The sequence below is a fragment of the Streptomyces sp. WAC07094 genome (genome assembly GCF_036320405.1).
GTDB lineage: Bacteria > Actinomycetota > Actinomycetes > Streptomycetales > Streptomycetaceae > Streptomyces > Streptomyces lannensis.
Window position 1 is genome coordinate 6,532,100 of record NZ_JAVMJZ010000001.1, and the last position, 23,941, is coordinate 6,556,040.

The 23,941-nt window shown below is 71.8% G+C and carries 23 protein-coding genes; 20 read left to right on the forward strand and 3 right to left on the reverse strand.

What is annotated here, in order from left to right:
* Nucleotides 1–60 precede the first annotated feature (60 nt).
* The 15 genes from RCR19_RS28960 to der all read left to right on the forward strand — a co-directional run bounded on the left by RCR19_RS28960 (nt 61) and on the right by der (nt 15,888).
* A complete protein-coding gene (locus tag RCR19_RS28960) occupies nt 61–687 on the forward strand; it encodes an NUDIX hydrolase (RefSeq protein ID WP_331267795.1) in 627 nt (208 codons plus the stop codon).
* 192 nt (nt 688–879) lie between these two features.
* On the forward strand, nt 880–2,949 hold the full coding sequence (locus tag RCR19_RS28965; protein WP_331267796.1) for a tetratricopeptide repeat protein: 2,070 nt from the start codon (nt 880–882) through the stop codon (nt 2,947–2,949).
* 135 nt (nt 2,950–3,084) lie between these two features.
* On the forward strand, nt 3,085–4,209 hold the full coding sequence (gene ald / locus RCR19_RS28970; protein WP_331267797.1) for an alanine dehydrogenase: 1,125 nt from the start codon (nt 3,085–3,087) through the stop codon (nt 4,207–4,209).
* A 358-nt stretch (nt 4,210–4,567) separates the two neighbouring features.
* On the forward strand, nt 4,568–5,743 hold the full coding sequence (locus RCR19_RS28975; protein WP_331267798.1) for a ParA family protein: 1,176 nt from the start codon (nt 4,568–4,570) through the stop codon (nt 5,741–5,743).
* Nucleotides 5,728–6,297 carry a hypothetical protein gene (locus RCR19_RS28980; RefSeq protein ID WP_331267799.1) on the forward strand — a complete coding sequence of 190 codons (570 nt, stop codon included), beginning with the start codon at nt 5,728–5,730 and terminating at the stop codon, nt 6,295–6,297. Before RCR19_RS28975 ends, RCR19_RS28980 begins: the two co-directional genes overlap by 16 nt.
* 20 nt (nt 6,298–6,317) lie before the next feature.
* Nucleotides 6,318–7,700 (forward strand): segregation/condensation protein A, encoded by a 1,383-nt coding sequence (locus RCR19_RS28985; RefSeq protein ID WP_331267800.1) that lies wholly within the window; start codon nt 6,318–6,320, stop codon nt 7,698–7,700.
* Nucleotides 7,697–8,368 carry an SMC-Scp complex subunit ScpB gene (scpB, locus tag RCR19_RS28990; protein WP_331267801.1) on the forward strand — a complete coding sequence of 224 codons (672 nt, stop codon included), beginning with the start codon at nt 7,697–7,699 and terminating at the stop codon, nt 8,366–8,368. The genes RCR19_RS28985 and scpB overlap by 4 nt, the downstream gene beginning before the upstream one ends.
* Nucleotides 8,368–9,435, forward strand: a complete 1,068-nt coding sequence (locus RCR19_RS28995; RefSeq protein WP_331267802.1) for a pseudouridine synthase — start codon at nt 8,368–8,370, stop codon at nt 9,433–9,435. Before scpB ends, RCR19_RS28995 begins: the two co-directional genes overlap by 1 nt.
* Before the next feature lie 111 nt (nt 9,436–9,546).
* The gene (locus RCR19_RS29000; protein WP_331269584.1) at nt 9,547–10,275 is read left to right on the forward strand and encodes an NUDIX domain-containing protein; all 729 of its coding nucleotides are present in this window, start codon (nt 9,547–9,549) and stop codon (nt 10,273–10,275) included.
* Nucleotides 10,272–11,294, forward strand: coding sequence for an ADP-ribosylglycohydrolase family protein (locus RCR19_RS29005; RefSeq protein WP_331267803.1), 1,023 nt, complete (start codon nt 10,272–10,274; stop codon nt 11,292–11,294). The genes RCR19_RS29000 and RCR19_RS29005 overlap by 4 nt, the downstream gene beginning before the upstream one ends.
* Before the next feature lie 139 nt (nt 11,295–11,433).
* Nucleotides 11,434–11,796, forward strand: coding sequence for a chorismate mutase (aroH, locus tag RCR19_RS29010; protein WP_115975060.1), 363 nt, complete (start codon nt 11,434–11,436; stop codon nt 11,794–11,796).
* The gene (locus tag RCR19_RS29015; protein WP_331267804.1) at nt 11,793–12,887 is read left to right on the forward strand and encodes a prephenate dehydrogenase; all 1,095 of its coding nucleotides are present in this window, start codon (nt 11,793–11,795) and stop codon (nt 12,885–12,887) included. Before aroH ends, RCR19_RS29015 begins: the two co-directional genes overlap by 4 nt.
* A gap of 109 nt (nt 12,888–12,996) precedes the next feature.
* Nucleotides 12,997–13,692: a (d)CMP kinase gene (gene cmk, locus RCR19_RS29020; RefSeq protein ID WP_331267805.1), complete on the forward strand. Its 696-nt coding sequence runs from the start codon at nt 12,997–12,999 to the stop codon at nt 13,690–13,692.
* The gene (locus tag RCR19_RS29025) at nt 13,689–14,336 is read left to right on the forward strand and encodes a lysophospholipid acyltransferase family protein (RefSeq protein WP_331267806.1); all 648 of its coding nucleotides are present in this window, start codon (nt 13,689–13,691) and stop codon (nt 14,334–14,336) included. The genes cmk and RCR19_RS29025 overlap by 4 nt, the downstream gene beginning before the upstream one ends.
* A 73-nt stretch (nt 14,337–14,409) precedes the next feature.
* Nucleotides 14,410–15,888 (forward strand): ribosome biogenesis GTPase Der, encoded by a 1,479-nt coding sequence (gene der / locus RCR19_RS29030; protein WP_059125807.1) that lies wholly within the window; start codon nt 14,410–14,412, stop codon nt 15,886–15,888.
* A 70-nt stretch (nt 15,889–15,958) separates the two neighbouring features.
* Here der and RCR19_RS29035 read toward each other — a convergent pair whose 3' ends face one another.
* Both RCR19_RS29035 and RCR19_RS29040 read right to left on the reverse strand, forming a co-directional pair.
* Entirely contained in the window at nt 15,959–16,348 is a 390-nt protein-coding gene (locus RCR19_RS29035; RefSeq protein ID WP_331267807.1) for a hypothetical protein, read from the reverse strand.
* 212 nt (nt 16,349–16,560) lie between these two features.
* The gene (locus RCR19_RS29040; RefSeq protein WP_331267808.1) at nt 16,561–17,334 is read right to left on the reverse strand and encodes a hypothetical protein; all 774 of its coding nucleotides are present in this window, start codon (nt 17,332–17,334) and stop codon (nt 16,561–16,563) included.
* Between the two features lie 538 nt (nt 17,335–17,872).
* On the opposite strand from RCR19_RS29040, the gene RCR19_RS29045 reads away from it, so the two are divergent.
* From RCR19_RS29045 to RCR19_RS29065, 5 genes are all read left to right on the forward strand, one after another.
* Complete coding sequence (locus RCR19_RS29045) at nt 17,873–18,526, forward strand: transglycosylase family protein (RefSeq protein ID WP_331267809.1); 654 nt, start codon at nt 17,873–17,875, stop codon at nt 18,524–18,526.
* A gap of 464 nt (nt 18,527–18,990) precedes the next feature.
* Nucleotides 18,991–20,238, forward strand: coding sequence for a glycosyltransferase (locus tag RCR19_RS29050; RefSeq protein WP_331267810.1), 1,248 nt, complete (start codon nt 18,991–18,993; stop codon nt 20,236–20,238).
* A complete protein-coding gene (locus RCR19_RS29055) occupies nt 20,235–21,059 on the forward strand; it encodes a hypothetical protein (RefSeq protein ID WP_331267811.1) in 825 nt (274 codons plus the stop codon). The genes RCR19_RS29050 and RCR19_RS29055 overlap by 4 nt, the downstream gene beginning before the upstream one ends.
* 50 nt (nt 21,060–21,109) lie before the next feature.
* On the forward strand, nt 21,110–22,111 hold the full coding sequence (locus tag RCR19_RS29060) for a YafY family protein (protein ID WP_331267812.1): 1,002 nt from the start codon (nt 21,110–21,112) through the stop codon (nt 22,109–22,111).
* 324 nt (nt 22,112–22,435) lie between these two features.
* Nucleotides 22,436–22,651: an I78 family peptidase inhibitor gene (locus tag RCR19_RS29065; RefSeq protein ID WP_059125801.1), complete on the forward strand. Its 216-nt coding sequence runs from the start codon at nt 22,436–22,438 to the stop codon at nt 22,649–22,651.
* Between the two features lie 99 nt (nt 22,652–22,750).
* Here RCR19_RS29065 and RCR19_RS29070 read toward each other — a convergent pair whose 3' ends face one another.
* A complete protein-coding gene (locus RCR19_RS29070; RefSeq protein ID WP_331267813.1) occupies nt 22,751–23,770 on the reverse strand; it encodes a phosphatase PAP2 family protein in 1,020 nt (339 codons plus the stop codon).
* Nucleotides 23,771–23,941 lie beyond the last annotated feature (171 nt).

Consider the following 23,941-nt stretch of genomic DNA (forward strand, 5'->3'; position numbering starts at 1 on the left):
GCGCGTCCTTCGGGAGGCGTGCCCCGGTCGTGTGCAAGGGCGTGGGAGGAACAGGGCGACATGACGATCAAGGACACCCCCGAGGAGTGGGAGGTCAGGGCGAGCGACACCCCGTTCGTCGGCAAGAAGACCTCCGTCCGCACCGACGACGTGGTGATGCCCGACGGTTCGGTCGCCCGCCGCGACTACCAGGTGCACCCCGGTTCGGTGGCCGTACTCGCCCTGGACGACGAGGACCGCGTGCTGGTCATCCACCAGTACCGCCACCCCGTGCGCCACAAGCTCTGGGAGATCCCGGCCGGGCTTCTCGACATTCCCGGCGAGAACCCGCTGCACGCCGCCCAGCGCGAGCTGTACGAGGAGGCGCACGTCAAGGCCGAGGACTGGCGGGTGCTGACCGACGTCTACACCACCCCCGGCGGCTGCGACGAGGCCGTGCGCGTCTTCCTCGCCCGTGATCTGTCCGAGGCCGAGGGACAGCGCTTCGAGGTGGAGGACGAGGAGGCCGACATGGAGCTGGCCCGGATCCCGCTCCAGGACCTCGTGCGCGGCGTGCTGGCAGGCGACCTGCACAACAACTGCCTCGTGGTGGGCGTCCTCTCGCTGGTCGCCGCGCGGAACGGCGACGGTCTGGACGCCCTGCGCCCGGCCGAGGCACCGTGGCCCGCTCGGCCGTTCGAGTCCTGAGAACGCGAGGAACCGGCCCATTCACGGGCCGGCACCCCTCCGACAGCGCCGGTCGTACGATCGCCTGATCCGATCGGGGGATGTGCCTGCCCTGCTCGGCCCGGATCGTCGCAGAGCGTGAACTAGGCTCTGGGAACGACCCGCCCCAAGGCCCGGCGGGCCCGTGTGCGCAGTGGGACGGGAGCGTGGCCCGTGGCGGATCAGGCGGTGGACGCAGGCGGCGTCGAGCTGTCGGAGGGCGAGCGGCGTCCCCCCGCCACGGACGGTCAGTTCCTCGGCCGTACACGGGAGTTGAAGGAACTCCTGCTCGACATCGAGCGCGCGGGCCTGGACACCCTCTCCGGCCGCAAGGCACCCCGTGCCCGTGTGCTGCTCATCGCCGGCCGCTCCGGTTTCGGCCGCACGGCCCTCGCCGAGGAGCTGGTGCGCCAGGTCGCACACCGTTACCGGGACGGTGTGCTGCGGGCCCGGCTCAGTGAGCCCGACGGCTCCCCCGTACCGGCCGAGCGCATCGCCCGCGCGTTGCTGGCGGCCCTCGACCTGCCGGCCCCGGCCGGAGCCGGCGAGGACGACCTGACCCAGGCGCTGCGCGAGGGCCTGGCCGGACGACGGGTGCTGCTCCTGCTCGACGACGCGGTGACCGCCGAGCAGGTCGACGCCCTGCTGCCGGACGCGCCCGACTGCCTGGTCGTGGCCGTCTCCAAGGGGCCGCTGACCGGGATCGCGGACGTGCGCCCCTGCACCCTCGGCGGACTCGACACCAAGTCCGCGCTGGATCTCCTCACCAGGTTCACCGGATCGGTGCGCATCACCGTCGACCCGCGTGCCGCCGAGGGTCTTGTGGAGGAGTGCGCCGGCCAGCCCGCCGCGCTCGTCCTGGCCGGCGGCTGGCTGGGTGCCCGTCCCAAGGCCGGCGTCGCCGACCTGGCCAAGCAGCTGCGCGCCGAGGGCGACGACGGGCCGGCACCGCACCGGGTCTTCCGGCTCGCGTACGCGGGACTGCCGGGCACCGCCCAGCGGATGCTGCGCCTGCTCCACCTAGCCCCCCTCGGCCTCGTCGATCCGCACACCGCCTCCGCGCTGGCCGGCTGCTCGGTGGAGGACGCCCGTGCCGTCCTCGACGACTTCGCGGCCCTCGGGTTTCTGCGGCCCGTGGACGCCGCCCTGTCGCTGTTCGAGATCCCCGGCTGTCTGCACCCCCTGCTCCGCGCCCGCAGCGAGAGCCAGGACCGCCCGGCCGAGTTGCAGCTGGCCCGGGCGCGAATGCTGGAGCGGACCGTACGGCTGCTCCAGTCCTGCCGCGCGATCACCGAGACCGACAGCCCGCAGGCCCGCGAGAAGCTCGCCGGGCTGCCCAAGGCCCTGCGCTTCGCGACCCCCCGCGCGGCCGAGGAATGGCTGCGCGTCCGGCAGCCCGCGCTGCTGGCCGCGGCCCGGCTCGCGGTCGCCGACGGCGAGCTGGACACGCTGGCCCGCCGCCTCATGGCCGCGCTGGTGAGGGCCATGGTCGCGCACTTCGGCACCCGTGCCGCCGCCCCCGAGCTGTACGGCATCCACCGACTCGTACTCGATGTCGCCGAGCGCCGGGACCTGCCCCGCGAGCAGTCGGCGGCCCTGCTGAACCTCGCGGACCTGGACGTGCAGACCGGCCGGACAGCGGAGGCGCTGCCCCGCTACCGGGCCGCGCTGGACGCGGCACGGCGAGGGAACGACCCGTATGCGACGGCCCGCGCAATGGAATCCGTAGCCGGCGCGCACCAGGAGCTCGGGGACTACGACCGGGCGGCCGACTGGTACGGCCGTGCGCTCGCCCACCGGCTCGCCCGGGACGAGCGCGCGGACGCCGCCCGGCTCTACGGCCGCCTCGGCGCCGTCCACACGTACGCGGGCCGCTACGGCGAGGCGCAGCGCCAGTGGCGTGCCGCGGTCGCGGGGCACCGCAGAAGCGGCGATGTGGCCGCCCACGCGCGGGCGTTGAGCGAGCTGGCCAGGGTTCAGGAGTACGCCGGACGGCCCGAGGAGTCGCTGCGTACCTGCCAGGAGGCGGTCGAGTGGGCGCGGCGTGCCGAGGACGTACGGCTTCAGGCGGCGCTGCAGCTCAGACTCGCCGACACATTGGAGCACCTCGGCGACCCGGCGGCGGCCCGTCTCCACCGCGGCACGGCCGGACGCCTGCTGGGCGAGGAGGCCCACGATGACGCGACAGAGCCGGAAGAGGAGGCTAACGCCTACGAAATCCGCGGTCCATCAGCTGAAGATTGATGCAATGAAAGGCTAGACACAGGGAAAGCCTTCATTAAACTGGCTCTGCCGCACGTTCTCCTGCGGTGTCTCCCGATGTGCCCCTGCACGTCCGGGTGTGTCTTGCAATGCCCCTCATTCTCTGAGTCAAGGACCGTGATCGACGTGAAGGTCGGCATCCCCCGCGAGGTCAAGAACAACGAGTTCCGGGTGGCCATCACCCCCGCCGGCGTGCACGAGCTGGTGCGCAACGGTCACCAGGTCGTCGTCGAGCGGAACGCCGGCGTCGGCTCCTCGATCCCGGACGAGGAGTACATCAGCGCGGGTGCGCAGATCCTGGACACCGCCGACGAGGTCTGGGCCACCGCCGACCTGCTGCTCAAGGTGAAGGAGCCGGTCGCCGAGGAGTACCACCGTCTGCGCAAGGACCAGATCCTCTTCACCTACCTGCACCTGGCCGCCTCCAAGGAGTGCACGGACGCCCTGCTGGAGTCCGGGACCACGGCCATCGCGTACGAGACGGTCGAGCTGCCGAACCGCGCGCTCCCGCTGCTCGCCCCCATGTCCGAGGTCGCCGGCCGGCTGGCCCCGCAGGTCGGCGCCTACCACCTGATGGCGGCGAACGGCGGCCGCGGTGTGCTGCCCGGCGGTGTCCCGGGTGTGCCGGCCGGCAAGGCCGTCGTCATCGGCGGCGGCGTCTCCGGCTGGAACGCCGCGCAGATCGCCATCGGCCTGGGCTTCCACGTCACCCTGCTCGACAAGGACATCAACAAGCTCAAGGAGGCGGACAAGATCTTCGGCACGAAGATCCAGACCGTCGTCTCCAACGCCTTCGAACTGGAGAAGGCCTGCCTCGAGGCCGACCTCGTCGTCGGCGCCGTCCTCATCCCGGGTGCCAAGGCCCCGAAGCTGGTCACCAACGAGCTCGTCTCCCGGATGAAGGCGGGAAGTGTCCTTGTCGACATCGCGATCGACCAGGGCGGCTGCTTCGAGGACTCCCGGCCCACCACGCACGCCGAGCCGACCTTCAAGGTCCACGAGTCGGTCTTCTACTGCGTCGCCAACATGCCCGGCGCCGTCCCGAACACCTCCACCTACGCGCTGACGAACGCCACGCTGCCCTACATCGTGGAGCTCGCCAACCGCGGCTGGGTCGAGGCGCTGCGCCGCGACGCCGCGCTGGCCAAGGGCCTCAACACCCATGACGGCCAGGTGGTTTACAAGGAGGTCGCCGAGGCGCACGGGCTGGACCACATGGACCTGGAGACCCTCCTCGGCTAGTCCCGCCACGCGTTGGCCCGCGGCCGCAGGGCGGCAGGTCAACCCGCCTCGTCAACGCCGGGCATCCGGCCGGACCTTGCCCGACAAGGTCCGGCCGGATGTGTGTATGGTCACTTTGCGACACTCGTTCAACTCGCCTCGAACGCAACTCTTTAACCGTTTCGCACACCGGTGAAACCTGGCGAACGGTGCCCGGACACCCTTGACAGCAGGATGTTTCATTGCCGACACATCGGGCCGGGTCCGGCGGATTGTGTTGCTGCGGACCGCCGACACGCCATAGAGTCGCCAACCGTCGGCATGGTGCCACGCTGACCTATCTAGAAGTCCCCTGGTCACCAAGGAGGTAAGACGACTTGTGAATGAGTCGACATTTTCTCCCGGGGGTGGTCAACCAGGAACGCCTGCGCGGGGCACGGTCCCCACGGGGCTCGAGGCTGTCGGCTCCGTCGCTGTCCGTACCTTCGCTGCCCACCGGAGCCAGAGCCCTCGCCTGACTCAGACAGCACATCAGAGCTTGGATGGCCAACACGTGAACGCCATGGCCGGCAACGGAAGTGGCGGGGTCCACAACCACTTCGCCGACTACGACGAACTGCCCGACGGGCACTTCTACGACCCCGACGCGGAATACGAGCCCGATCCCGAATACGCGGCCACGCTCGCGCCCGACGCGGCCCGCCAGCGCCGCGAGCGCATCGGCCCGACGGGGCGCCCGCTGCCGTACTTCCCCATCCCGGGTCCGCTGACCGATCACGGCCCAGCGAAGATCATCGCGATGTGCAACCAGAAGGGCGGCGTCGGCAAGACGACGTCGACCATCAATCTGGGTGCCGCGCTGGCGGAGTACGGCCGCAGGGTGCTGCTCGTCGACTTCGACCCGCAGGGCGCGCTGTCCGTGGGTCTCGGCGTCAACCCCATGGAGCTCGACCTCACCGTCTACAACCTGCTCATGGAGCGGGGCATGTCCGCGGACGAGGTCCTGCTGAAGACCGCGGTCCCGAACATGGATCTGCTGCCGAGCAACATCGACCTGTCGGCGGCCGAGGTCCAGTTGGTGTCGGAGGTCGCGCGCGAGTCGACGCTCCAGCGTGCGCTGAAGCCGCTGATGTCCGACTACGACTACATCGTGATCGACTGTCAGCCCTCGCTCGGCCTGCTCACCGTGAACGCGCTCACCGCCGCGCACAAGGTGATCGTTCCGCTGGAGTGCGAGTTCTTCGCCCTGCGCGGTGTCGCGCTGCTCACCGAGACCATCGAGAAGGTCCAGGAGCGGCTCAACCCCGAGCTGGAGCTGGACGGCATCCTCGCCACGATGTACGACTCCCGGACCGTGCACAGCCGTGAGGTGCTCGCGCGTGTCGTCGAGGCGTTCGACGACCACGTCTACCACACGGTCATCGGCCGGACCGTGCGCTTCCCGGAGACCACGGTCGCCGGTGAGCCGATCACCACGTACGCCTCCAACTCCGTCGGTGCCGCCGCCTATCGCCAGCTCGCCAGGGAGGTGCTCGCCCGGTGTCACGCCGAGTGAGTCTGCCCGGGGCCGACGAACTGTTTCGTACCACCGGGGGAATGGCGCTCCAGGCGTCCACCCCCAGGCGCCCGGCCAACGGCGAGGCCCGGGTGCCGGCTCCCGCGGGCGAGAGCGACCCCGCGGCCGCGACGGAGGACGCGCCGCCGTCGGTGCCCGTGCAGGGCGGCGACGGCGAGGGCGACGAGCACGTCGCGGCGGACGTGGTCGAGACGGAGGCGGGGGAGTCCCGTACGCGCTCCACCGCGGCGGAACGGCCCGCGCGGCGTCAGGCGGCCTCACAGGAGGGTCCGGCGGCCTCTCAGCCGCGCAAGCGGGGGCGTGCGGCCGGGCGGCGGCCCAGCGGGCGTGAACGGCACGACGAGAAGATCACCGTGTACGTGTCCGCGGAGGAGCTGATGGACCTCGAGCACGCGCGTCTTGTGCTCCGGGGCGAGCACGGGCTCGCGGTCGACCGCGGGCGGATCGTGCGTGAGGCGGTTGCGGTGGTGCTGGCGGATCTGGAGTCCCGCGGGGACGCCAGTATCCTCGTGCGTCGGCTGCGGGGACGGTAAGCAGGTAGCCTGCGACGGCTATGACCTCGTACGACGGCTCCACTCCCAGCACCGGCCCGGTCGGCCGGCGGCGTGCGCTGGGTCGCGGGCCGGGGGCCGCCCCGGTCGCGCGTGTGGTCGAGGAGGAGCCCGCAGCGCTCCACGGAGCCGACGCTCCCGAAGAGGCACCACCTTCAGCGCTTTCCGGGCCGGACACCGCGTTCGAGGAGCCCGCAGCGGCCGGGAACCCCGGGACCGGGGAGCCGCCGGCCGAGGAGAGCGGCCCCTACGACCCGCCCGGTGGGACGGACAGCTCCGAGGAGGCGTCCTCGGGTACGACCGCCGAGGAACCGGGCGGTGCCGGACCGGGATCCGAGTCGCCCGAGGCGTCCGTGGTCACCGCGACCCCGGAGGAAGAGGCCGGACCTGACCGGGTGTCGTCCGCCGTGTCCACGCCGTCGGCCCTCACGGCCGTGCCGGAGCCCCGTTCCCCGGCCGATGCGCCGGACGTCGCCGTCGAGCCCGCCGACGCCCCCGTCGAACCCTCGGACGGTCCTGAGCCCGACGACGGTGTCTTCAAGGTACGGCTGTCGAACTTCGAGGGCCCCTTCGACCTGCTCCTCCAGTTGATCTCGAAGCACAAGCTCGACGTGACCGAGGTCGCGCTGTCCAAGGTGACCGACGAGTTCATGGGGCACATCCGGGCGATGGGGCCGGACTGGAACCTCGACGAGACCACCGAGTTCCTCGTGGTCGCCGCGACCCTGCTCGACCTCAAGGCGGCGCGGCTGCTGCCCGCCGCCGAGGTCGAGGACGAGGCCGACCTCGCGCTGCTGGAAGCCCGGGACCTGCTGTTCGCGCGGCTCCTCCAGTACCGCGCCTACAAGCAGATCGCAGAGATCTTCAACCGGCGGACCGAGGACGAGGCGCGGCGCTATCCCCGTACCGTCGGCCTCGAACCCCAGCACGCCGAGCTGCTGCCAGAGGTCGTCATCAGCATCGGGCCCGAGGGTTTCGCCGGACTCGCCGTCAAGGCGATGCAGCCCAAGCCCAGACCCCAGGTCTATGTGGACCACATCCACGCCCCGCTGGTCTCCGTGCAGGAGCAGGCCCAGATCGTGGTCGCCCGGCTGCGGGAACTCGGCGAGGCCAGCTTCCGTGTGCTCGTGGCGGACAGCGAGGACACCCTCACGGTCGTCGCGCGCTTTCTGGCCCTGCTGGAGCTGTACCGGGAGAAGGCCGTGGCGCTGGAGCAGGAGGACGCGCTCGGCGAGCTGCTGGTGCGCTGGACCGGCGGGGAGGGGGACGAGGCACCGGTGGTGACGGACGAGTTCGACCGGCCGCCCGAGGATCCCGAGGCCAAGGCCGACGGCACGAAGACGGATCCCGGCAGGAACGGCGCGAAGACGGAGGGGAAGGCGTGAGCGAGGAGACCGCGGAGGTTCCGGCAGGCCTGGCCGCGGTGGCCGGCCTCGACCTCAAGCCCGCGCTGGAGGCCGTCCTGATGGTCGTGGACGAGCCCGCCACCGAGGAGCATCTGGCGAAGATCCTCGAGCGGCCCCGGCGGCACGTCGCCGACGCGCTGCGCGAGCTCGCCGACGAGTACACCGTGCAGGGACGCGGTTTCGAGCTGCGGTTCGTCGCGGGCGGCTGGCGCTTCTACAGCCGGGCCGAGTACGCCCCGGCCGTGGAGCGCTTCGTGCTGGACGGTCAGCAGGCCCGGCTCACCCAGGCCGCCCTGGAGACCCTGGCGGTGGTCGCGTACCGTCAGCCGGTCAGCCGCAGCCGTGTCTCGGCGGTCCGCGGAGTCAACTGCGACGGGGTCATGCGCACCCTGCTCCAACGGGGTCTGGTCGAAGAGGCGGGCACGGAACCCGAAACAGGTGCGATCCTGTACAGGACGACGAACTACTTCCTGGAGCGGATGGGCCTGCGCGGCCTGGACGAGCTCCCGGAACTCGCGCCCTTCCTCCCGGAGGCGGAGGCGATCGAGGCCGAGACCCAGGAGGGCGTTCCGTCGTTCGACCCGGACGCACTTGATGCGCCGGACCCGGACGACGATCACCCGACGAACACGACGACGGAATTTTGATGCGAAGCAGCGGCAGCGGCAGGAACGACGGGCGCGGCAACTACCGCGGTGCCGGCAACAGCAAGGACGAGCGGCAGGGTGCGGGCCGACCTCGCAAGCCCCGACCCGAGGAGCGCCGCTACGACGTGGGCCCCGGCGCCTCCAAGGACGGCCCCAAGTCCGGGCGCGGCACCACCGCGCGCGGCGGTGCCAAGGGCGGCCCCAGGCAGTCGCAGCAGCGTGACGGGGGTCGCACGGCACCCGCGCGCTCGCGCGAGTACGAGACCCGGGCCGAGGAGCGCAACCGCGACCGGTACGCCGGCAAGAAGGACGTCAAGCTGCCCAAGACCTTCCCGGGGGCGGAGCTGGAGGGCGAGCGGCTGCAGAAGGTGCTCGCACGTGCCGGGTACGGCTCCCGGCGTGCCTGCGAGGAGCTGATCGAGCAGGCCCGGGTCGAGGTCAACGGCGAGATCGTCACCGAGCAGGGGCTGCGGGTCGACCCGGAGAAGGACGAGATCCGGGTGGACGGGCTGACTGTGGCCACGCAGTCGTACCAGTTCTTCTCGCTGAACAAGCCGGCCGGGGTCGTCTCCACCATGGAGGACCCGGAGGGGCGCCAGTGCCTCGGGGACTACGTCACCAACCGTGAGACCCGGCTCTTCCACGTCGGCCGACTCGACACCGAGACCGAGGGCGTCATCCTGCTCACCAACCACGGCGAGCTGGCCCACCGGCTGACCCATCCCAGGTACGGCGTGAAGAAGACCTATCTCGCGCACATCGTGGGCCCCATCCCGCGCGACCTGGGCAAGAAGCTCAAGGACGGCATCCAGCTCGAGGACGGGTACGCGCGTGCGGACCACTTCCGGGTGGTGGAGCAGACCGGCAAGAACTACCTCGTCGAGGTGACCTTGCACGAGGGCCGCAAGCACATCGTGCGCCGCATGCTCGCGGAGGCCGGGTTCCCGGTCGACAAGCTGGTGCGGACGGCCTTCGGCCCGATCACCCTCGGCGACCAGAAGTCGGGCTGGCTGCGCCGGCTGTCGAACACCGAGGTCGGGATGCTGATGAAGGAAGTCGACCTCTAGGCCCCCGGCTCTCGAAGCGGCCGGTTCCCGTGTGACGGGAACCGGCCTTCTTCTTGTGCGCGACCCCTGTCCGCCATTAGAGTCATGTCGACCATAAAGGGGGTGGGGGTCATGGGGACCGTGCCGGGCTACGACAAGTACGCCCATGAGCCCTTCGGCGTCACCGCCGACCTGGCCGTCCTGACCGTCCGGGCGGGCCGGCTCCACGTTCTGCTCGTCGAACGCGGACAGCAGCCCTACGCGGGCCGCTGGGCGCTCCCCGGCGGCTTCGTGCGGCCGGAGGAGTCCGCGGAGGAGGCCGCCCGGCGGGAGCTCGCCGAGGAGACCGGCCTCGCGGACGTCTCCGGGCTCCACCTCGAGCAGCTGCGCACCTACAGCGACCCCGGCCGCGATCCCCGGATGCGGGTCGTCTCCGTCGCCTTCGCCGCCCTGCTGCCCGACGCTCCCGAGCCGCACGGCGGCGGCGACGCGGCACAGGCCCGCTGGCTGCCCTACGAAGCGGCCGGGCCGCTCGCCTTCGACCACGACGGGATCCTCGCCGACGCCCACGAACGCGTCGGCGCCAAGCTGGAGTACTCCTGCCTCGCCACGGCCTTCTGCCCGCCCGAGTTCACCCTCGGGGAGCTGCAGCAGGTCTACGAGACCGTGTGGGGGACCGCGCTCGACCGCCCCAACTTCCGGCGCAAGGTCCTCGCCACCCCGGGCTTCGTCGAACCGGTCCCGGGCGCCGCCCGGCTCACCGGTGGGCGCGGCAAGCCCGCCGCGCTCTACCGCGCGGGCACCGCCACCGCCCTGCACCCGCCCCTGCTCCGCCCCGCCACGGAAGGACGGCCCTCATGACCGCCACCGCCCTCGCCAAGCACGCCGCCACCGGATCACTGATCGGACTCGCCCTCGGCGACGCGCTCGGTTTCCCGACCGAGTTCAACGACGTGCCCTCCATCCTCGCCAAGTGCGGGCCGTGGCGGGAGATGGAGCTGCCGAAGCCGGCGATCGTCACCGACGACACCCAGATGACGCTGGCGCTCGGACGCGGGCTGCGGACGGCCATGGACCGCGGGGTCCTGGCGCCGAAGCGCATGGTCCGTCCGGTGCGCGAGGAGTTCGTCGACTGGTACCACTCCCCGGACAACAACCGGGCACCAGGACGGACCTGCCTCGTCGCCTGCAACCTGCTGGACGACGACAGCCGGCCCTGGCAGGAGGCGAGCCAGATCGACTCCAAGGGCTGCGGGGCCAACATGCGGGTGGCGCCCGTCGGACTCACACCCGGGCTCAGCGACGAACAGCGCGCCGGGGCCGCCCAGTTGCAGGCGGCGCTCACCCACGGCCACCCCACGGCGCTCGCCGCCTCCGACCTCACCGCCCACGCGATACGGCTGCTCGTCCAGGGCGCCGAGCCGTCCGGACTGGTCGGGCAGCTGCGCTCGTACGCGTACGAGAACCGCAGCCGCTATCACGAGTCGTGGCTCGGCGATCTGTGGACCCGCGCCCAGGACCCCACCGCGGAGCACTTCATCGCCCGCGGCTGGGACGAGTGCCTGGAGATCCTCGAACGCCTCCAGGCAGCCGTGGCGACCGTGTCGCCCGAGACGGACCCCTGTCTCGCGACCGGCGAGGGGTGGATCGCGGAGGAGGCCCTCGCCACCGGTCTGCTGTGCTTCCTGCTGTTCCCCGACCAGCCGGTCACCGTACTGCGCCGGGCCGCCTGCACCTCCGGCGACTCCGACTCGATCGCATGCCTTGCGGGGGCCTTCGCGGGCGCCCACCTCGGCTCCGAAGCCTGGCCGCGGGAGTGGGCGGACCGCATCGAGTACGGGGGCGAACTGCAGGCGCTCGGGGCCCTCTGGGACATGTGAGGGCGGCCCGGTCCATCACGGCGGGCGCTCGCACGGCGGCGCGGCGCGTCTCGCCGGACGGGCGCCGCGCCGGAGTGCGTCCCGGGCTGACTACGCTGGTGTGACCAGAGGTTTCCGTACATCAGCGAGGAGCATCACCGTGGCGGTACGAGCGGTCCGGGGCGCCGTCCAACTCGAAAGGGACGAGGCCGGGCACATGAGTGAGCAGGTCGGCGCCCTGCTCACCGCCGTCCTGGAGCGGAACGGCCTCACCGCCGACGCGCTGATCAGCATCTGGTTCACCGCCACCCCCGATCTGCACAGCGACTTCCCGGCGGCCGCGGCCCGCAAGCTCGGCATCGTCGACGTCCCGCTGATCTGCGCCCAGGAGCTGGACGTCGAGGGCGCGATGCCCCGCGTCGTCCGCATCCTCGCCCACATCGAGTCCGACAAGCCGCGCGCCGACATCGTGCACGTCTACCTCGGTGCCGCCGCCGCCCTGCGCAAGGACATCGCCCAGTGAGATCCGCACTCGTCATCGGCACGGGGCTCATCGGCACCTCGGCGGCCCTGGCGCTGGCCGCCCGCGGCGTCACCGTGCACCTGCGCGACCACGACCCCGAGCAGGCCCGCACCGCGGCCGTCCTCGGTGCCGGCACCGACGAGGAGCCCGAGGGCCCCGTCGACCTGGTGATCGTCGCGGTCCCGCCCGCGCACGTCGCCGCCGGGCTCGCCGACGCCATGCGGCGCGGGCTGGGGCGCGGCTACCTCGACGTGGCCAGCGTCAAGGGCGGCCCGCGCCGCGAACTGGAGGCGCTCGGCCTCGACCCGGCCCACCTGTCGAGGTACATCGGCACGCATCCCATGTCCGGGCGTGAGAAGTCCGGACCGCTGGCGGCCACCGGGGACCTCTTCGAGGGCCGCCCCTGGGTGCTCACCCCGACCCGGGACACCGACACCGAGGTGCTGAACCTCGCCCTGGAACTGGTCTCGCACTGCCGTGCCGTGCCCGTCGTGATGGACGCCGACGGCCACGACCGGGCGGTCGCCCTCGTCTCGCACATGCCGCATCTGGTCTCCAACCTGGTCGCCGCCCGCCTCGAGCACGCCGAGGAGGCGGCCGTACGGCTGTGCGGGCAGGGCATCCGGGACGTGACCCGGATCGCCGCCTCCGACCCCGGGATGTGGATCGACATCCTGTCCGCGAACCCCGGCCCGGTCGCCGACCTGCTCTCCGAGGTCGCCACCGACCTCGACGAGACGGTACGGGCCCTGCGCGCCCTGCAGTCGTCCGACGAGGCCAAGCGGCGGGAGGGCGTCCACGGGATCCAGGACGTGCTGCGCCGGGGCAACGCGGGCCAGGTCCGAGTGCCCGGCAAGCACGGCAGCGCGCCGCGGGCCTACGAGACCGTCGCCGTCCTGATCAGCGACCAGCCGGGCCAGCTGGCCCGCATCTTCGCGGACGCGGGCATGGCGGGCGTCAACATCGAGGACGTCCGTATCGAGCACGCGACGGGACAGCAGGCGGGTCTGGTCCAGCTGATGGTGGAGCAGAAGGCGGCCCCGGTCCTGAGCGCGGCGCTGCGGGAGCGGGGCTGGACGATCCGCCAGTAGGGCGACGGGCAGGCCAGTCATACCGGGTCCGGGGAGCCAGTAACCTTGTGCGGGGCGCCTGTGCGTCCCGCCCGTACCCGCCACCCCGCACCAGGAAGGTGTCCTCACCGTGGAAAACGGCGCCGCCCGGACCGCCCCGGCAGTGATTGTCGCCATCGACGGCCCCTCCGGCACGGGCAAGTCGAGCACCTCGAAGGCCGTGGCCACGCACCTCGGGCTGAGCTACCTGGACACCGGCGCCCAGTACCGGGCGATCACGTGGTGGATGGTCAACAACAACATCGACATAACGGACCCGTCCGCGATCGCGGCGGTGGCGGGCAAGCCGGAGATCGTCTCCGGCACGGACCCGTCGGCGCCCACCATCACGGTGGACGGCGTGGACGTGTCCGTGCCGATCCGCGGCCAGGAGGTCACCTCCCGGGTCAGCGCGGTCAGCGCGGTGCCCGAGGTGCGGGCGCGGATCACCGAGCTGCAGCGTTCCCTCGCCGCGTCGGCGCGGACGGGGATCGTCGTGGAGGGCCGCGACATCGGGACCACCGTGCTGCCCGACGCCGACCTGAAGGTCTTCCTCACCGCCTCCGCGGAGGCGCGTGCCGCCCGCCGCAGCGGTGAGCTCAAGGGCGCCGACGTCCATGCCACCCGCGCGGCGCTGATCCAGCGGGACGCGGCCGACTCCAGCCGCAAGACGTCCCCCCTCGCCAAGGCGGACGACGCGGTCGAGGTGGACACCACCGACCTCACGCTCCAGCAGGTCATCGAGTGCGTCGTCACCCTCGTCGAGGAGAAGCGGGCGGCGAAGTGAGCGAGGCTCCCTCCGAGCGGCGCGCCGAAGCCGGGCGGCGTCTGGGCGTCGGCGTGATCCACGGGCTGTTCAGGCCGCGTGTCCTGGGCGCATGGAAGGTTCCGGCGACGGGTCCGGCGATCCTCGCGGTCAACCACTCCCACAACGTCGACGGTCCGGTGGTCATGGGCGTGTCGCCCCGCGCGACGCACTTCCTGATCAAGAAGGAGGCGTTCATCGGCCCGCTGGGCGCCTTCCTGAAGGGGATCGGCCAGCTCGAGGTGGACCGCACGACCACCGACCGCATGGCGATCACCAACGCGCTGGGCGTGCTCGAGAACGGGGGAGTCCTGGGCATCTTCCCCGAGGGCACCCGGGGCGAGGGCGACTTCGCCTCGCTGCGTGCCGGGCTCGCCTACTTCGCGGTCCGCAGCGGGGCTCCGATCGTGCCGGTCGCGGTGCTGGGAAGCGCCGAGCGACGCGGACGGCTGGTAAAGGCGCTGCCTCCGCTGCGCAGCCGCATCGACATCGTCTTCGGCGACCCGTTCGAGGCGGGCGACGGCAGCGGGCGGCGTACGCGCAGGGCGCTGGACGAGGCGACCACGCATATCCAGAAGCAGCTCACCGAGCACCTGGAAACCGCCAGGCGCCTCACCGGGCGCTAGGCGACACTTGAGTAGTGGATCACCGCGGGTGCGGTGCTCCACCGATCACCACGATGAACGAGGTACGGACTTCATGAACGACCAGATCCAGCCCGACGGCTCGGCCGAGCACGAGTACGAGCACGGGGCTCTCGGCGACGCCGAGTACGCGGAGTTCATGGAGCTTGCCGCGGAAGAGGGTTTCGACGTCGAGGACGTCGAGGGCGCGATCGAGGAGGCGGGCCACGGTCCGCTGCCCGTGCTCGCCGTCGTCGGCCGTCCCAATGTCGGCAAGTCGACCCTGGTGAACCGGATCATCGGCCGCCGTGAGGCGGTCGTCGAGGACAAGCCCGGCGTCACCCGCGACCGTGTCACCTACGAGGCCGAGTGGTCGGGCCGCCGCTTCAAGGTCGTCGACACCGGCGGCTGGGAACAGGACGTCCTCGGTATCGACGCCTCGGTGGCCGCGCAGGCCGAGTACGCGATCGAGGCGGCCGACGCAGTCGTGTTCGTCGTGGACGCCAAGGTCGGCGCCACCGACACGGACGAGGCGGTCGTCCGGCTGCTGCGCAAGGCGGGCAAGCCCGTGGTGCTCGCCGCCAACAAGGTCGACGGCCAGAGCGGCGAGGCCGACGCCGCCTATCTGTGGAACCTCGGCCTCGGCGAGCCCCACCCGGTCTCGGCCCTGCACGGCCGCGGCACCGGCGACATGCTGGACGCCGTCCTGGAGGCGCTTCCCGAGGCGCCCGCCCAGACCTTCGGCACCGCCATCGGCGGGCCTCGCCGCATCGCCCTCATCGGCCGCCCGAACGTCGGCAAGTCCTCGCTGCTGAACAAGGTCGCGGGCGAGGAGCGCGTCGTCGTCAACGAACTCGCCGGCACCACCCGCGACCCGGTCGACGAACTGATCCAGCTGGGCGGCAAGACCTGGAAGTTCGTCGACACGGCGGGCATCCGCAAGCGGGTGCACCTCCAGCAGGGCGCGGACTACTACGCCTCGCTGCGCACCGCGGCCGCCGTCGAGAAGGCCGAGGTCGCCGTCGTGCTGATCGACGCCACCGAGAGCATCTCGATCCAGGACCAGCGCATCGTCACCATGGCGGTGGAGGCGGGCCGTGCGCTCGTCCTCGCGTACAACAAGTGGGACACGCTCGACGAGGAGCGCCGCTTCTACCTCGAGCGGGAGATCGAGACCGAGCTCGGGCAGGTCGCCTGGGCGCCGCGGGTGAACGTCTCCGCGCGTACCGGACGGCACATGGAGAAGCTGGTCCCGGCGATCGAGACCGCGCTCGAGGGGTGGGAGACCCGGGTGCCGACAGGCCGTCTCAACGCCTTCCTCGGCGAGCTGGTCTCCGCGCACCCGCACCCCGTGCGGGGCGGCAAGCAGCCGCGCATCCTCTTCGGCACCCAGGCGGGCACCAAGCCGCCCCGGTTCGTGCTCTTCGCCTCCGGCTTCATCGAGGCGGGCTACCGCAGGTTCATCGAGCGGCGGCTGCGTGAGGAGTTCGGCTTCGAGGGGGCGCCGATCCATCTCTCCGTGCGCGTGCGGGAGAAGCGCGGCAAGAAGAAGTGAGCCGGGAGACACCGGAACACGGGTGAGGGGCGGCCCCCGCGGGGGCCGCCCCTCACCCGTTGTGTCCGGCTCACAGCCCCCTGCGCGGTGCCGGCGGCAGTGCCGGGACGTGGTGCATCCCCCTGGCGTGCCGGGCCACCTGCTGCCAGACGTCGCTCGCCATGGGCGAATGGCCGTGGTAGGCGGCCAGATGACCGGTGGCGTGCTGAGGAGCGCCGTGGTGTGAGGCATACGTCCCGGTGTCGTACGAGCCTGCGCTCACCGGGGAGTTGGCGAAGGCGGTGAAGGCCATGTCCTCCTCGCCGGTGCGGTCGCCCGGGAAGGCCCGGAAGGACCTGACGTACTCGTCGTAGAGCGCGTCGTAGATCGGCGTGGCCGATGAGCCGGAGGGGTCCTGGCCGGCTCGCCCGGCGGGGGCCGGCTGGTAGGACCGGCGGCGGGGGACGTCATATGCGTGCACGTAGGTGCCAACGACCCCGTCGCCCAAGGGATGCGGTCGATTAGTCCGCTTCAGGGGCTCTTGTGCCAGGCCCGGGACGCGGTGCGTCAGGGCATGGAGAACCGCGCGGCCGGCCGGGAGGCCGCCCGCGTCCGGAGTACGGCCCGCCGGGCCACGACGGGGGCGCGGCCGCCCGCGGCCGCGGGCGGCCCACCCGCACCCCGGTCAGAGGCTCAGGTCCCCGCCAGCGGCAGGGCGGCGGCGACGAGCTTGCCGTTGGCCGCGGCCTTGTCCAGCGCGTCGCGCAGCAGATCCTCCCGCGGCTGCCGGCCGATCGAGCCGACCGGTGCCGCGAACATCAGCACCTGCTGGTGCTTGTTGGCGGCGGCCCGCCAGCCCTCCGTGACCTGGAGCGGCTGGTGCGCCTGCCACCAGGCGACCTGGCCGGCCCCGTTCGCGCCGGGCTGGAGCACGGCGTGCAGCTGGCCCATGGCGAGCAGCACGGACCAGCCGTGCAGTACGTGCGGCACGGACTCGATGACGGTCAGCGGCATGAAGCCCTGCTCGATGAGCAGGGGCAGGAAGTCGTCGCCGACACCCATCGAGCCCGGGCGCACGATGGGCGCGGTCGGCTCCACGACGAGCGCCGGATGCAGCTCCCCGGCGATCAGGACGAGCCCGCTGGTGACCCCCAGCACGGCCTGCTGGGGGGCGGCCGTGCCGAACCCCTCCTCGGCCGTGATGGAGCGCACGGCGCCCTGCAGCTGCTCCTCGGTGACCTGGACGACCTGGGAGGGCAGGCAGGTGGCATGGGCGAAGGCGAGGACGGCGGTCTCGTCGCCGATGAACAGGACGGTGCTGGTGCGCTCCTGTTCGGAGTCGCCCGGAGTGCGGCATGAGGTGCAGTCGTAACTGCCCGGGGCGTTGTCTCCGACGAGCAGCCGGTCGGCTTCTTCGTCGCCGATCTCGGCGCGTACGGCGTCGCTGACGTCGAGCATGCGCGGCACGGGTGGCTCCCTCGGGATGTCGTACGTGGCGTGCCGGGCGGCTCCCGGCCCATGAGTCCGGGGGTCCCCGGCTCATGAAGATGACAACGGGCGATCTGTGGCCGGAGTCACGCCCGGGAGCGAACGGAATCGAACCATCCGATGCGCTGGGTGAACATGCCCGCGGAATCCGTCACTCCATGTCAACTGTCCGGATGAGTAAGGAAGTTGGTTCCGTGAAGTGACTCACAGATCGCAGCGGCGCATGGTCGACAAATCCGGAAATCAGCGAATGAAGTGGGTGGCCGAAAATCGCCGATACCCGGGGTAACGTCGAACTGGCCTGGAATGACTAGGAGTTGGTTGAAATCGGGCGACGGATCTCCATACATTCCTCCGCCGTGTGCATCGAGCACCGCCCGGGACGCCCACCGGCCGCGCCGCACAGCCGGCGCGCAGCATCACCTCCGGTGGGCGGGGCGGCACGTGACGACCGCGTTCCATGCGCGGACGGCACGTCCCGCCCTGGGGGACCCCGGGTTCGTGGAGAGGGAATTACATGTCTGAATGTGCCGATAACGCCCGTAAGACCCGCACGACCCGTACGACGGTGGTCCTCGCCGGAGCGGCGCTGCTCGCCCCGCTGGGACTGCTGGCCACGACCGGTGAGGCCGCCGCGGCCGACGGCGGGGTGTGGGACCGCATCGCCCAGTGCGAGAGCGGCGGGAACTGGCACATCAACACCGGCAACGGCTACTACGGGGGACTGCAGTTCTCCGCCGGTACCTGGCGCGCGTACGGCGGCTCCGCCTATGCGTCGACCGCGGACCGGGCCTCGAGGGAGGCTCAGATAGCCGTGGCCACCAAGGTGCAGCACGCGCAGGGATGGGGCGCATGGCCCGTCTGCTCGGCACGTGCCGGAGCCTCCGGAAGTGCGCCCGGCACCGCGGGCCACCAGACGGCAGCCAAGCCGTCGAAGGGTTCCACCACCAGGTCCGCTCCGTCGAAGCAGCCGGCGAAGGCGCCGGAGCGTTCGACGGGACACGCGGGGCGCGGGTCGTCCCGCGGTGACTACACCGTCCGCAGCGGTGACACCCTGAGCGGTATCGCCGAGCGGCACGGGACCACCTGGCAGCGGCTCTACGCGCGCAACAAGGCGGTCATCGGCGGTGACCCCGATGTGATCGTGCCCGGGCAGCGGCTCGAGTTCTGATCGTGCCGGCCCGGCGGGCCCCGGCGTCCTGTGGTGACGCCGGGGCCCGTCGGGGTCCTCGTCCCGCCGCCCTTTCCGCAGCGCCCTGTGCGCGCCCCACGACCCCTCCTGCGGCCGCCGAACACCAACGACCGGGCCCAGCGCACATGCGGGCGGGGTCACAGGACCCGGGGAGCATGCGACGCCGGCCGGCGGCCGCACCGCGGCGACGCGCAGGAGCCGCCCCGCCGTGGCGGTCCGGGAGGACGCGAAGGGCCGGGCCGGCCGGGGCGGACAAGAGCGCCCCGTCCCGGGACACCGCAGCCGGCGTGCGCACCCCTGATGCGTTCCACGGCCGAAAGGTTCCCGCCATCGGCTACCGATGGGGCAACCGTTGCGGCACAACTTGGCCAGGCCACCCAACCGTTCCCCACATCCCCGGGTCTCACAGAGCGACAGGGGACGGACGAGGAATCCAGGGGCGCATGCACATCTCCTTCCTGATACACAACGCGTACGGGATCGGGGGCACGAACCGGACGACGTACAACCTCGCGACCGCACTGGCCGACCAGCACGACGTGGAGATCGTCTCCGTCTTCCGCCACCGCGACGCGCCCGTCTTCGCACCCGACCCGCGCGTCCGGCTGCGGTCCCTGGTCGACCTGCGCGCCGACGGCCCCGACCGCGGTCACGGGGAACTGGCGAGGCCCGCGCGGATCTTTCCGCGTGCGGAGGGCCGCTACCGGCAGTACAGCCTCCTCACCGACCGCCGCATCGGTGAGCACCTCGCGTCCACCGAGGCCGACGTGGTCGTCGCCACCCGCCCCGGCCTGAACGTGCACCTGGCCCGCCAGATCCGGCGCGGCCCGCTCCGCGTCGGCCAGGAGCACCTCACCCTCGAGAGCCACTCCAAGGCGCTGCGCATGGTCCTGCGCGGCGCCTACCCGGATCTCGACGCCTTCACCACGACCACCGAGGCCGACGCCGGCGCGTACCGTGCCCGGATGCGGCTGCCCGGCGTCCGGGTCGAGGCCCTGCCCAATCCGGTGCCCGCGCCGGCCCTCGCACCCGCCGACGGCTCGGCCCGATGGGTGGTGGCGGCCGGGCGGCTCGCCCCCGTCAAGCGGTACGACCTGCTGATCACCGCGTTCGACCGGGTCCGCACCGAACGCCCCGACTGGCGGCTGCGCATCTACGGGGGTGGGGAGCAGAGGGACGAACTGCGCACCCTCGTCGACCGTCTCGGCCTGTACAACCACGTCTATCTCATGGGTCCCGCCCACCCCATCGAGCCCGAGTGGGTCAAGGGTTCCATCGCCGCCGTGACCTCACACACGGAGTCGTTCGGCATGACCATCGTCGAGGCCATGCGCTGCGGACTGCCCGTGGTCTCCACCGACTGTCCGCACGGGCCGCGCGAGATCATCCGCGACGGCGTCGACGGACGCCTCGTCGAGCCGGGCAGCGCCGACTCCGTCGCCAGGGGGCTGCTCGAGCTGATCGACGACGGCGCGCTGCGCCGGCGGATGGCGGCCGCGGCCCTGCGGAACGCCGCGCGGTTCGACCCGTCCCGGATCGCCGAGCGCTACGAGTCGCTGTTCCTGTCCACCGCGCCGCGCGGCATGCGCAGACGTGCCACGCTGCACCGCGCACGGGCGACGCTGCTCGGCGGCGCCCGGGCCGCCCTGGACGCCGGGCGCGGCGCTCTGAAGAAGGGACGGCCCGCATGATGACCGCGGCCCCCGGGGCCGGCCGTGAGCGCAGCGCGACGCCCCTGCGCGCGGACTGCGTCGCCGACAGCGCGGGCGGGCTGACCTTCGACATCGGGGGCACCGGCGACCCGGGCCCCGCCCATCTGCTGCTGCGCCGCCCCGACGGCGACGAGATCGCGCTACCGCTGACCCCCGCCGAGGGCGGCCGGTTGCGCGCGGCCCTGCCCAGCAGCGTCGACCTGCCCGAGGGCCGCTGGGACGCCTACGCGCAGTTCGCCGAGGCCACCCCCCGGCACCTGACATCCGGCTGCAACGATCTGCGCTCCCTCGTGGACCGCGCCCCCGGCGGGATGGCACCGGGAATCACCGTCCGCATCCCCCACCCGACCCGGCGGGGCACCCTCGCCGTCCGCAGCTGGCTGCGTGCCCCGCACGCCGAGGCGGGCGAGCTCCGCATCGGCGAGGGCGAGTTGAGGGTCCGGGGCCGGATGTACGGCACGGGGCTCGCCGAGGACGCCTACGCCGAGGTCCGTGAGCGGGGCGGGCCCCGGTCCGTGCTGCGCGCCGACGTGAGCGGGAGCGCGGCGGACTTCGGCTTCACCGTTCCGTACGCGCCGCTCGCGCCCGGCATCTGGGATCTGTGGCTGCGCCCGGCCGGCGAAGGGGGGCCGCGGGTGCGCCTCGCGCGGCTGCTCGACGACGTCGCGGACAAGAAGCCGGTCTTCCGCTATCCACGGGCCGCGGTGCGGGCGGAACACGGCGCGGTGGAGGCCTGGCCGTACTACACGGTCGACAACGATCTGTCGGTGACCGTCAGCGCCACGGACCGACCGGGTTGAAACGCCGTTGCGGACAATGGCTGTCCGCAACGGCCGGCAGACTGGGGGACATGCTGGAGACCTCGGCACGACTGCTGCGCCTGCTGTCCCTGCTCCAGGCCCACCGCGAATGGTCCGGAGCCGACCTCGCCGAACGCCTCGGAGTCAGCCCGCGCACCGTGCGCCGGGACGTCGACCGGCTGCGGGAACTCGGCTACCCGGTCAACGCCAGCCCGGGCACCGGCGGCGGATACCAGCTCGGTGCGGGGGCGGAACTGCCGCCGCTGCTGCTCGACGACGACGAGGCGGTCGCCGTCGCGGTCGGCCTGCGCACCGCCGCCGGGCAGGGCATCGAGGGGATCGGCGAGACCTCCGTCCGGGCCCTCGCCAAGCTCGAACAGGTCCTGCCGGGCCGGCTGAGGCGCCGGGTGGGCGCCCTGAACGCCTTCACCGTGCCGATGCTGCACCCCCGGTCCTCACCCGTCGACCCGGCCGTCCTGACCGAACTCGCCCACCTGTGCCGGGATACGGAGCGGCTGCGCTTCGAGTACCGCGATCACGAGGGGGCCGCAACCCGCCGGACGGTCGAGCCGCATCGTCTGGTGTGCACCGAGCGCCGCTGGTACCTGGTCGCCTGGGACGTCGACCGCGACGACTGGCGGACGTTCCGTGCCGACCGCATCACCCCGAAGCCGCCGCACGGACCGCGTTTCACCCCGCGCACGCCTCCGGCCGAGGACCTGGCCGCGTATGTGTCGAAGGGCGTCTCCATCGGCGCCTACGCCGCGCGGGCCGCCGTACGGCTGCTGGTGCCCCTCCATGAGGCTGCCGAGCGGATCTCGCCGTCCGCGGGGATCCTGGAGGCGGAGACCGACGGCAGTTGCCTGCTGCTCACCGGGGCTCCCGACCTCGACGTGATGGTGGTTCATGTACTGATGACCGGTTTCGAGTTCGAGGTGCTGGAGCCCGCCGAACTGACCGGGAAGATCGCGGCGGCGCGGGAACGGTTGACCCGGGCGCTGGAGCGGGGCTCGCGCCGGGACGCCGCGCCCGAGCGGGCCCGGCACGCGTAGGGGGATTCTGTGCCGGATCCGTGTATTTCTTATGCGCGGACGGTTGGCGCGGTCGTCTTGAAATCGGAATGAAAAGAGCCGGGAGACCGGAGCGTGTGCCGCGCTATCGGTGGAATATTCGAAACCGTTCCGACGGCGGACGAACAGATCCGAATTGCGTTCGAAGGGGTGTCCGGTGAGTGCGGAACCCCCCGTACGTGTGACGGTGTTGGGGCCGAAACGCTTGTCGTGATTCTGTGACAGAAGCGTGACCGGAGAGGGATACGCGACATGAGTGGCGGCTGTGGACTTCCACGCCGCGGGACCGCGGCCTAACGTGGCGGCATGGCACCCATTCCCACGCATGGAGCCGAACCCGACGACTCCACCGAGTCGTATGTCGGCCTGGAGGCCGACCGGGCGGAGCGGCTCGCCCGTGAGCGCGGCTGGAGCACGGTCCGCTCCCTTCCGCCGGGCACGATCATCACCATGGAGTACCGGTTCGGGCGGCTGAACTTCGAGGTCGAGGACGGCAGGGTCAGGCGCTGCTGGAAGGGCTGACCGCTCGGGACGTCCACGGCGAAGGCCCCGGCTCGCAGGAGCCGGGGCCTTCGCCGTGCGGGGAGGTCGTGCGTACCGGCCCCGCGACGTCGCCGGTGCTCAGCCCCCTGCCAGGGGCCGGACGGGGGTGGTGCCCCGGGAGACCCGGTCCGGATGCTGCGGGCGGCGGCTGCCCACCGGGGTGACCGGGGTGCGCTCCCCCCTGCTCGTGTACGGACCGGGGGCCAGGTAGACCGGCGCCCGGGTCGACCGGGTGACGCCCACCGGCTCAAGGACCTCGGCCTCCGGCTCCGTGGAGTTGCGCGGGGTGAGGACGAGGCTGCCCGCACCGACCGGGGCCGGCGTGGGCACCGGGAGGGCACGGCTGCTGCGCCTGCGGTCGCGCAGGTCGAGGATGGCCGACTCGGCACGGGCGATCAGCGGCTCGAACCAGGGCAGCGCCAGCAGGATCAGCAGGCCGGCGGCCCAGCCGAGGAGCACGTCGCTCAGCCAGTGCGTACCGAGGTAGACCGTGGTCAGGCCCACGCCGAGGGAGGTCACCGCGGAGATTGCGGAAAGCCAGCGTCTCGCCCGGGGCGTCGAGGCCAGATAGGCCAGGATTCCCCAGGTCACCACGGCGTTCGCGGTGTGTCCCGAAGGAAATATATCGCCGCCGTGCCACATCTCGTTCGATCCGATGACGGTCGCGTAGTGCGGTCCGAGTCGGCCCATCCCGTATTTGGCCGCGCCGACCGTGATGTTGAGCAGAAGCAGCGCGGCCCCCAGCGTGAGCAGGGGGCGAAGGGTGTGCTGGCGCCAGGAGCGCCACCCCAGCCAGGCCGCGACCATCACGGCGGTGGGGCCGCGCTGACCCAGCACCACGTAGTAGTCGAGGAAGGCGTGGATCTGCGGCCACTGCTGGTACGGCCGGAAGAACATGACCTGCCAGTCGAGGCGGACCAGCCACGAGGAAACGACCACGGCCCACACGATCGCCGTGTAGAAGGCGAGAGTTGCCGAGAAGAGAACCACCCGGTGGCGGCTCATCCTGGGCACGTCAATGTGGGTCGGTCGTTCCGGCTCACGGTCCAACCGGGCGAAGACCCGGTCCAGACGGCTCAGCTTTCGTTCGGTACGCACTCAATCGACGTTACAGCGAGTGAGGTGCGTACCCGCGCGAATCACCGGGTTTGTGATGACGATGTGATGTGGGATTCCTCTCAACAGCGGGTTTATTTCTGTGGATTCCGTAATCGGGATCCCGCTCGGCCTTCAATTCCTTTGATCGACAAGGGTCCCCGTTTTATGGCC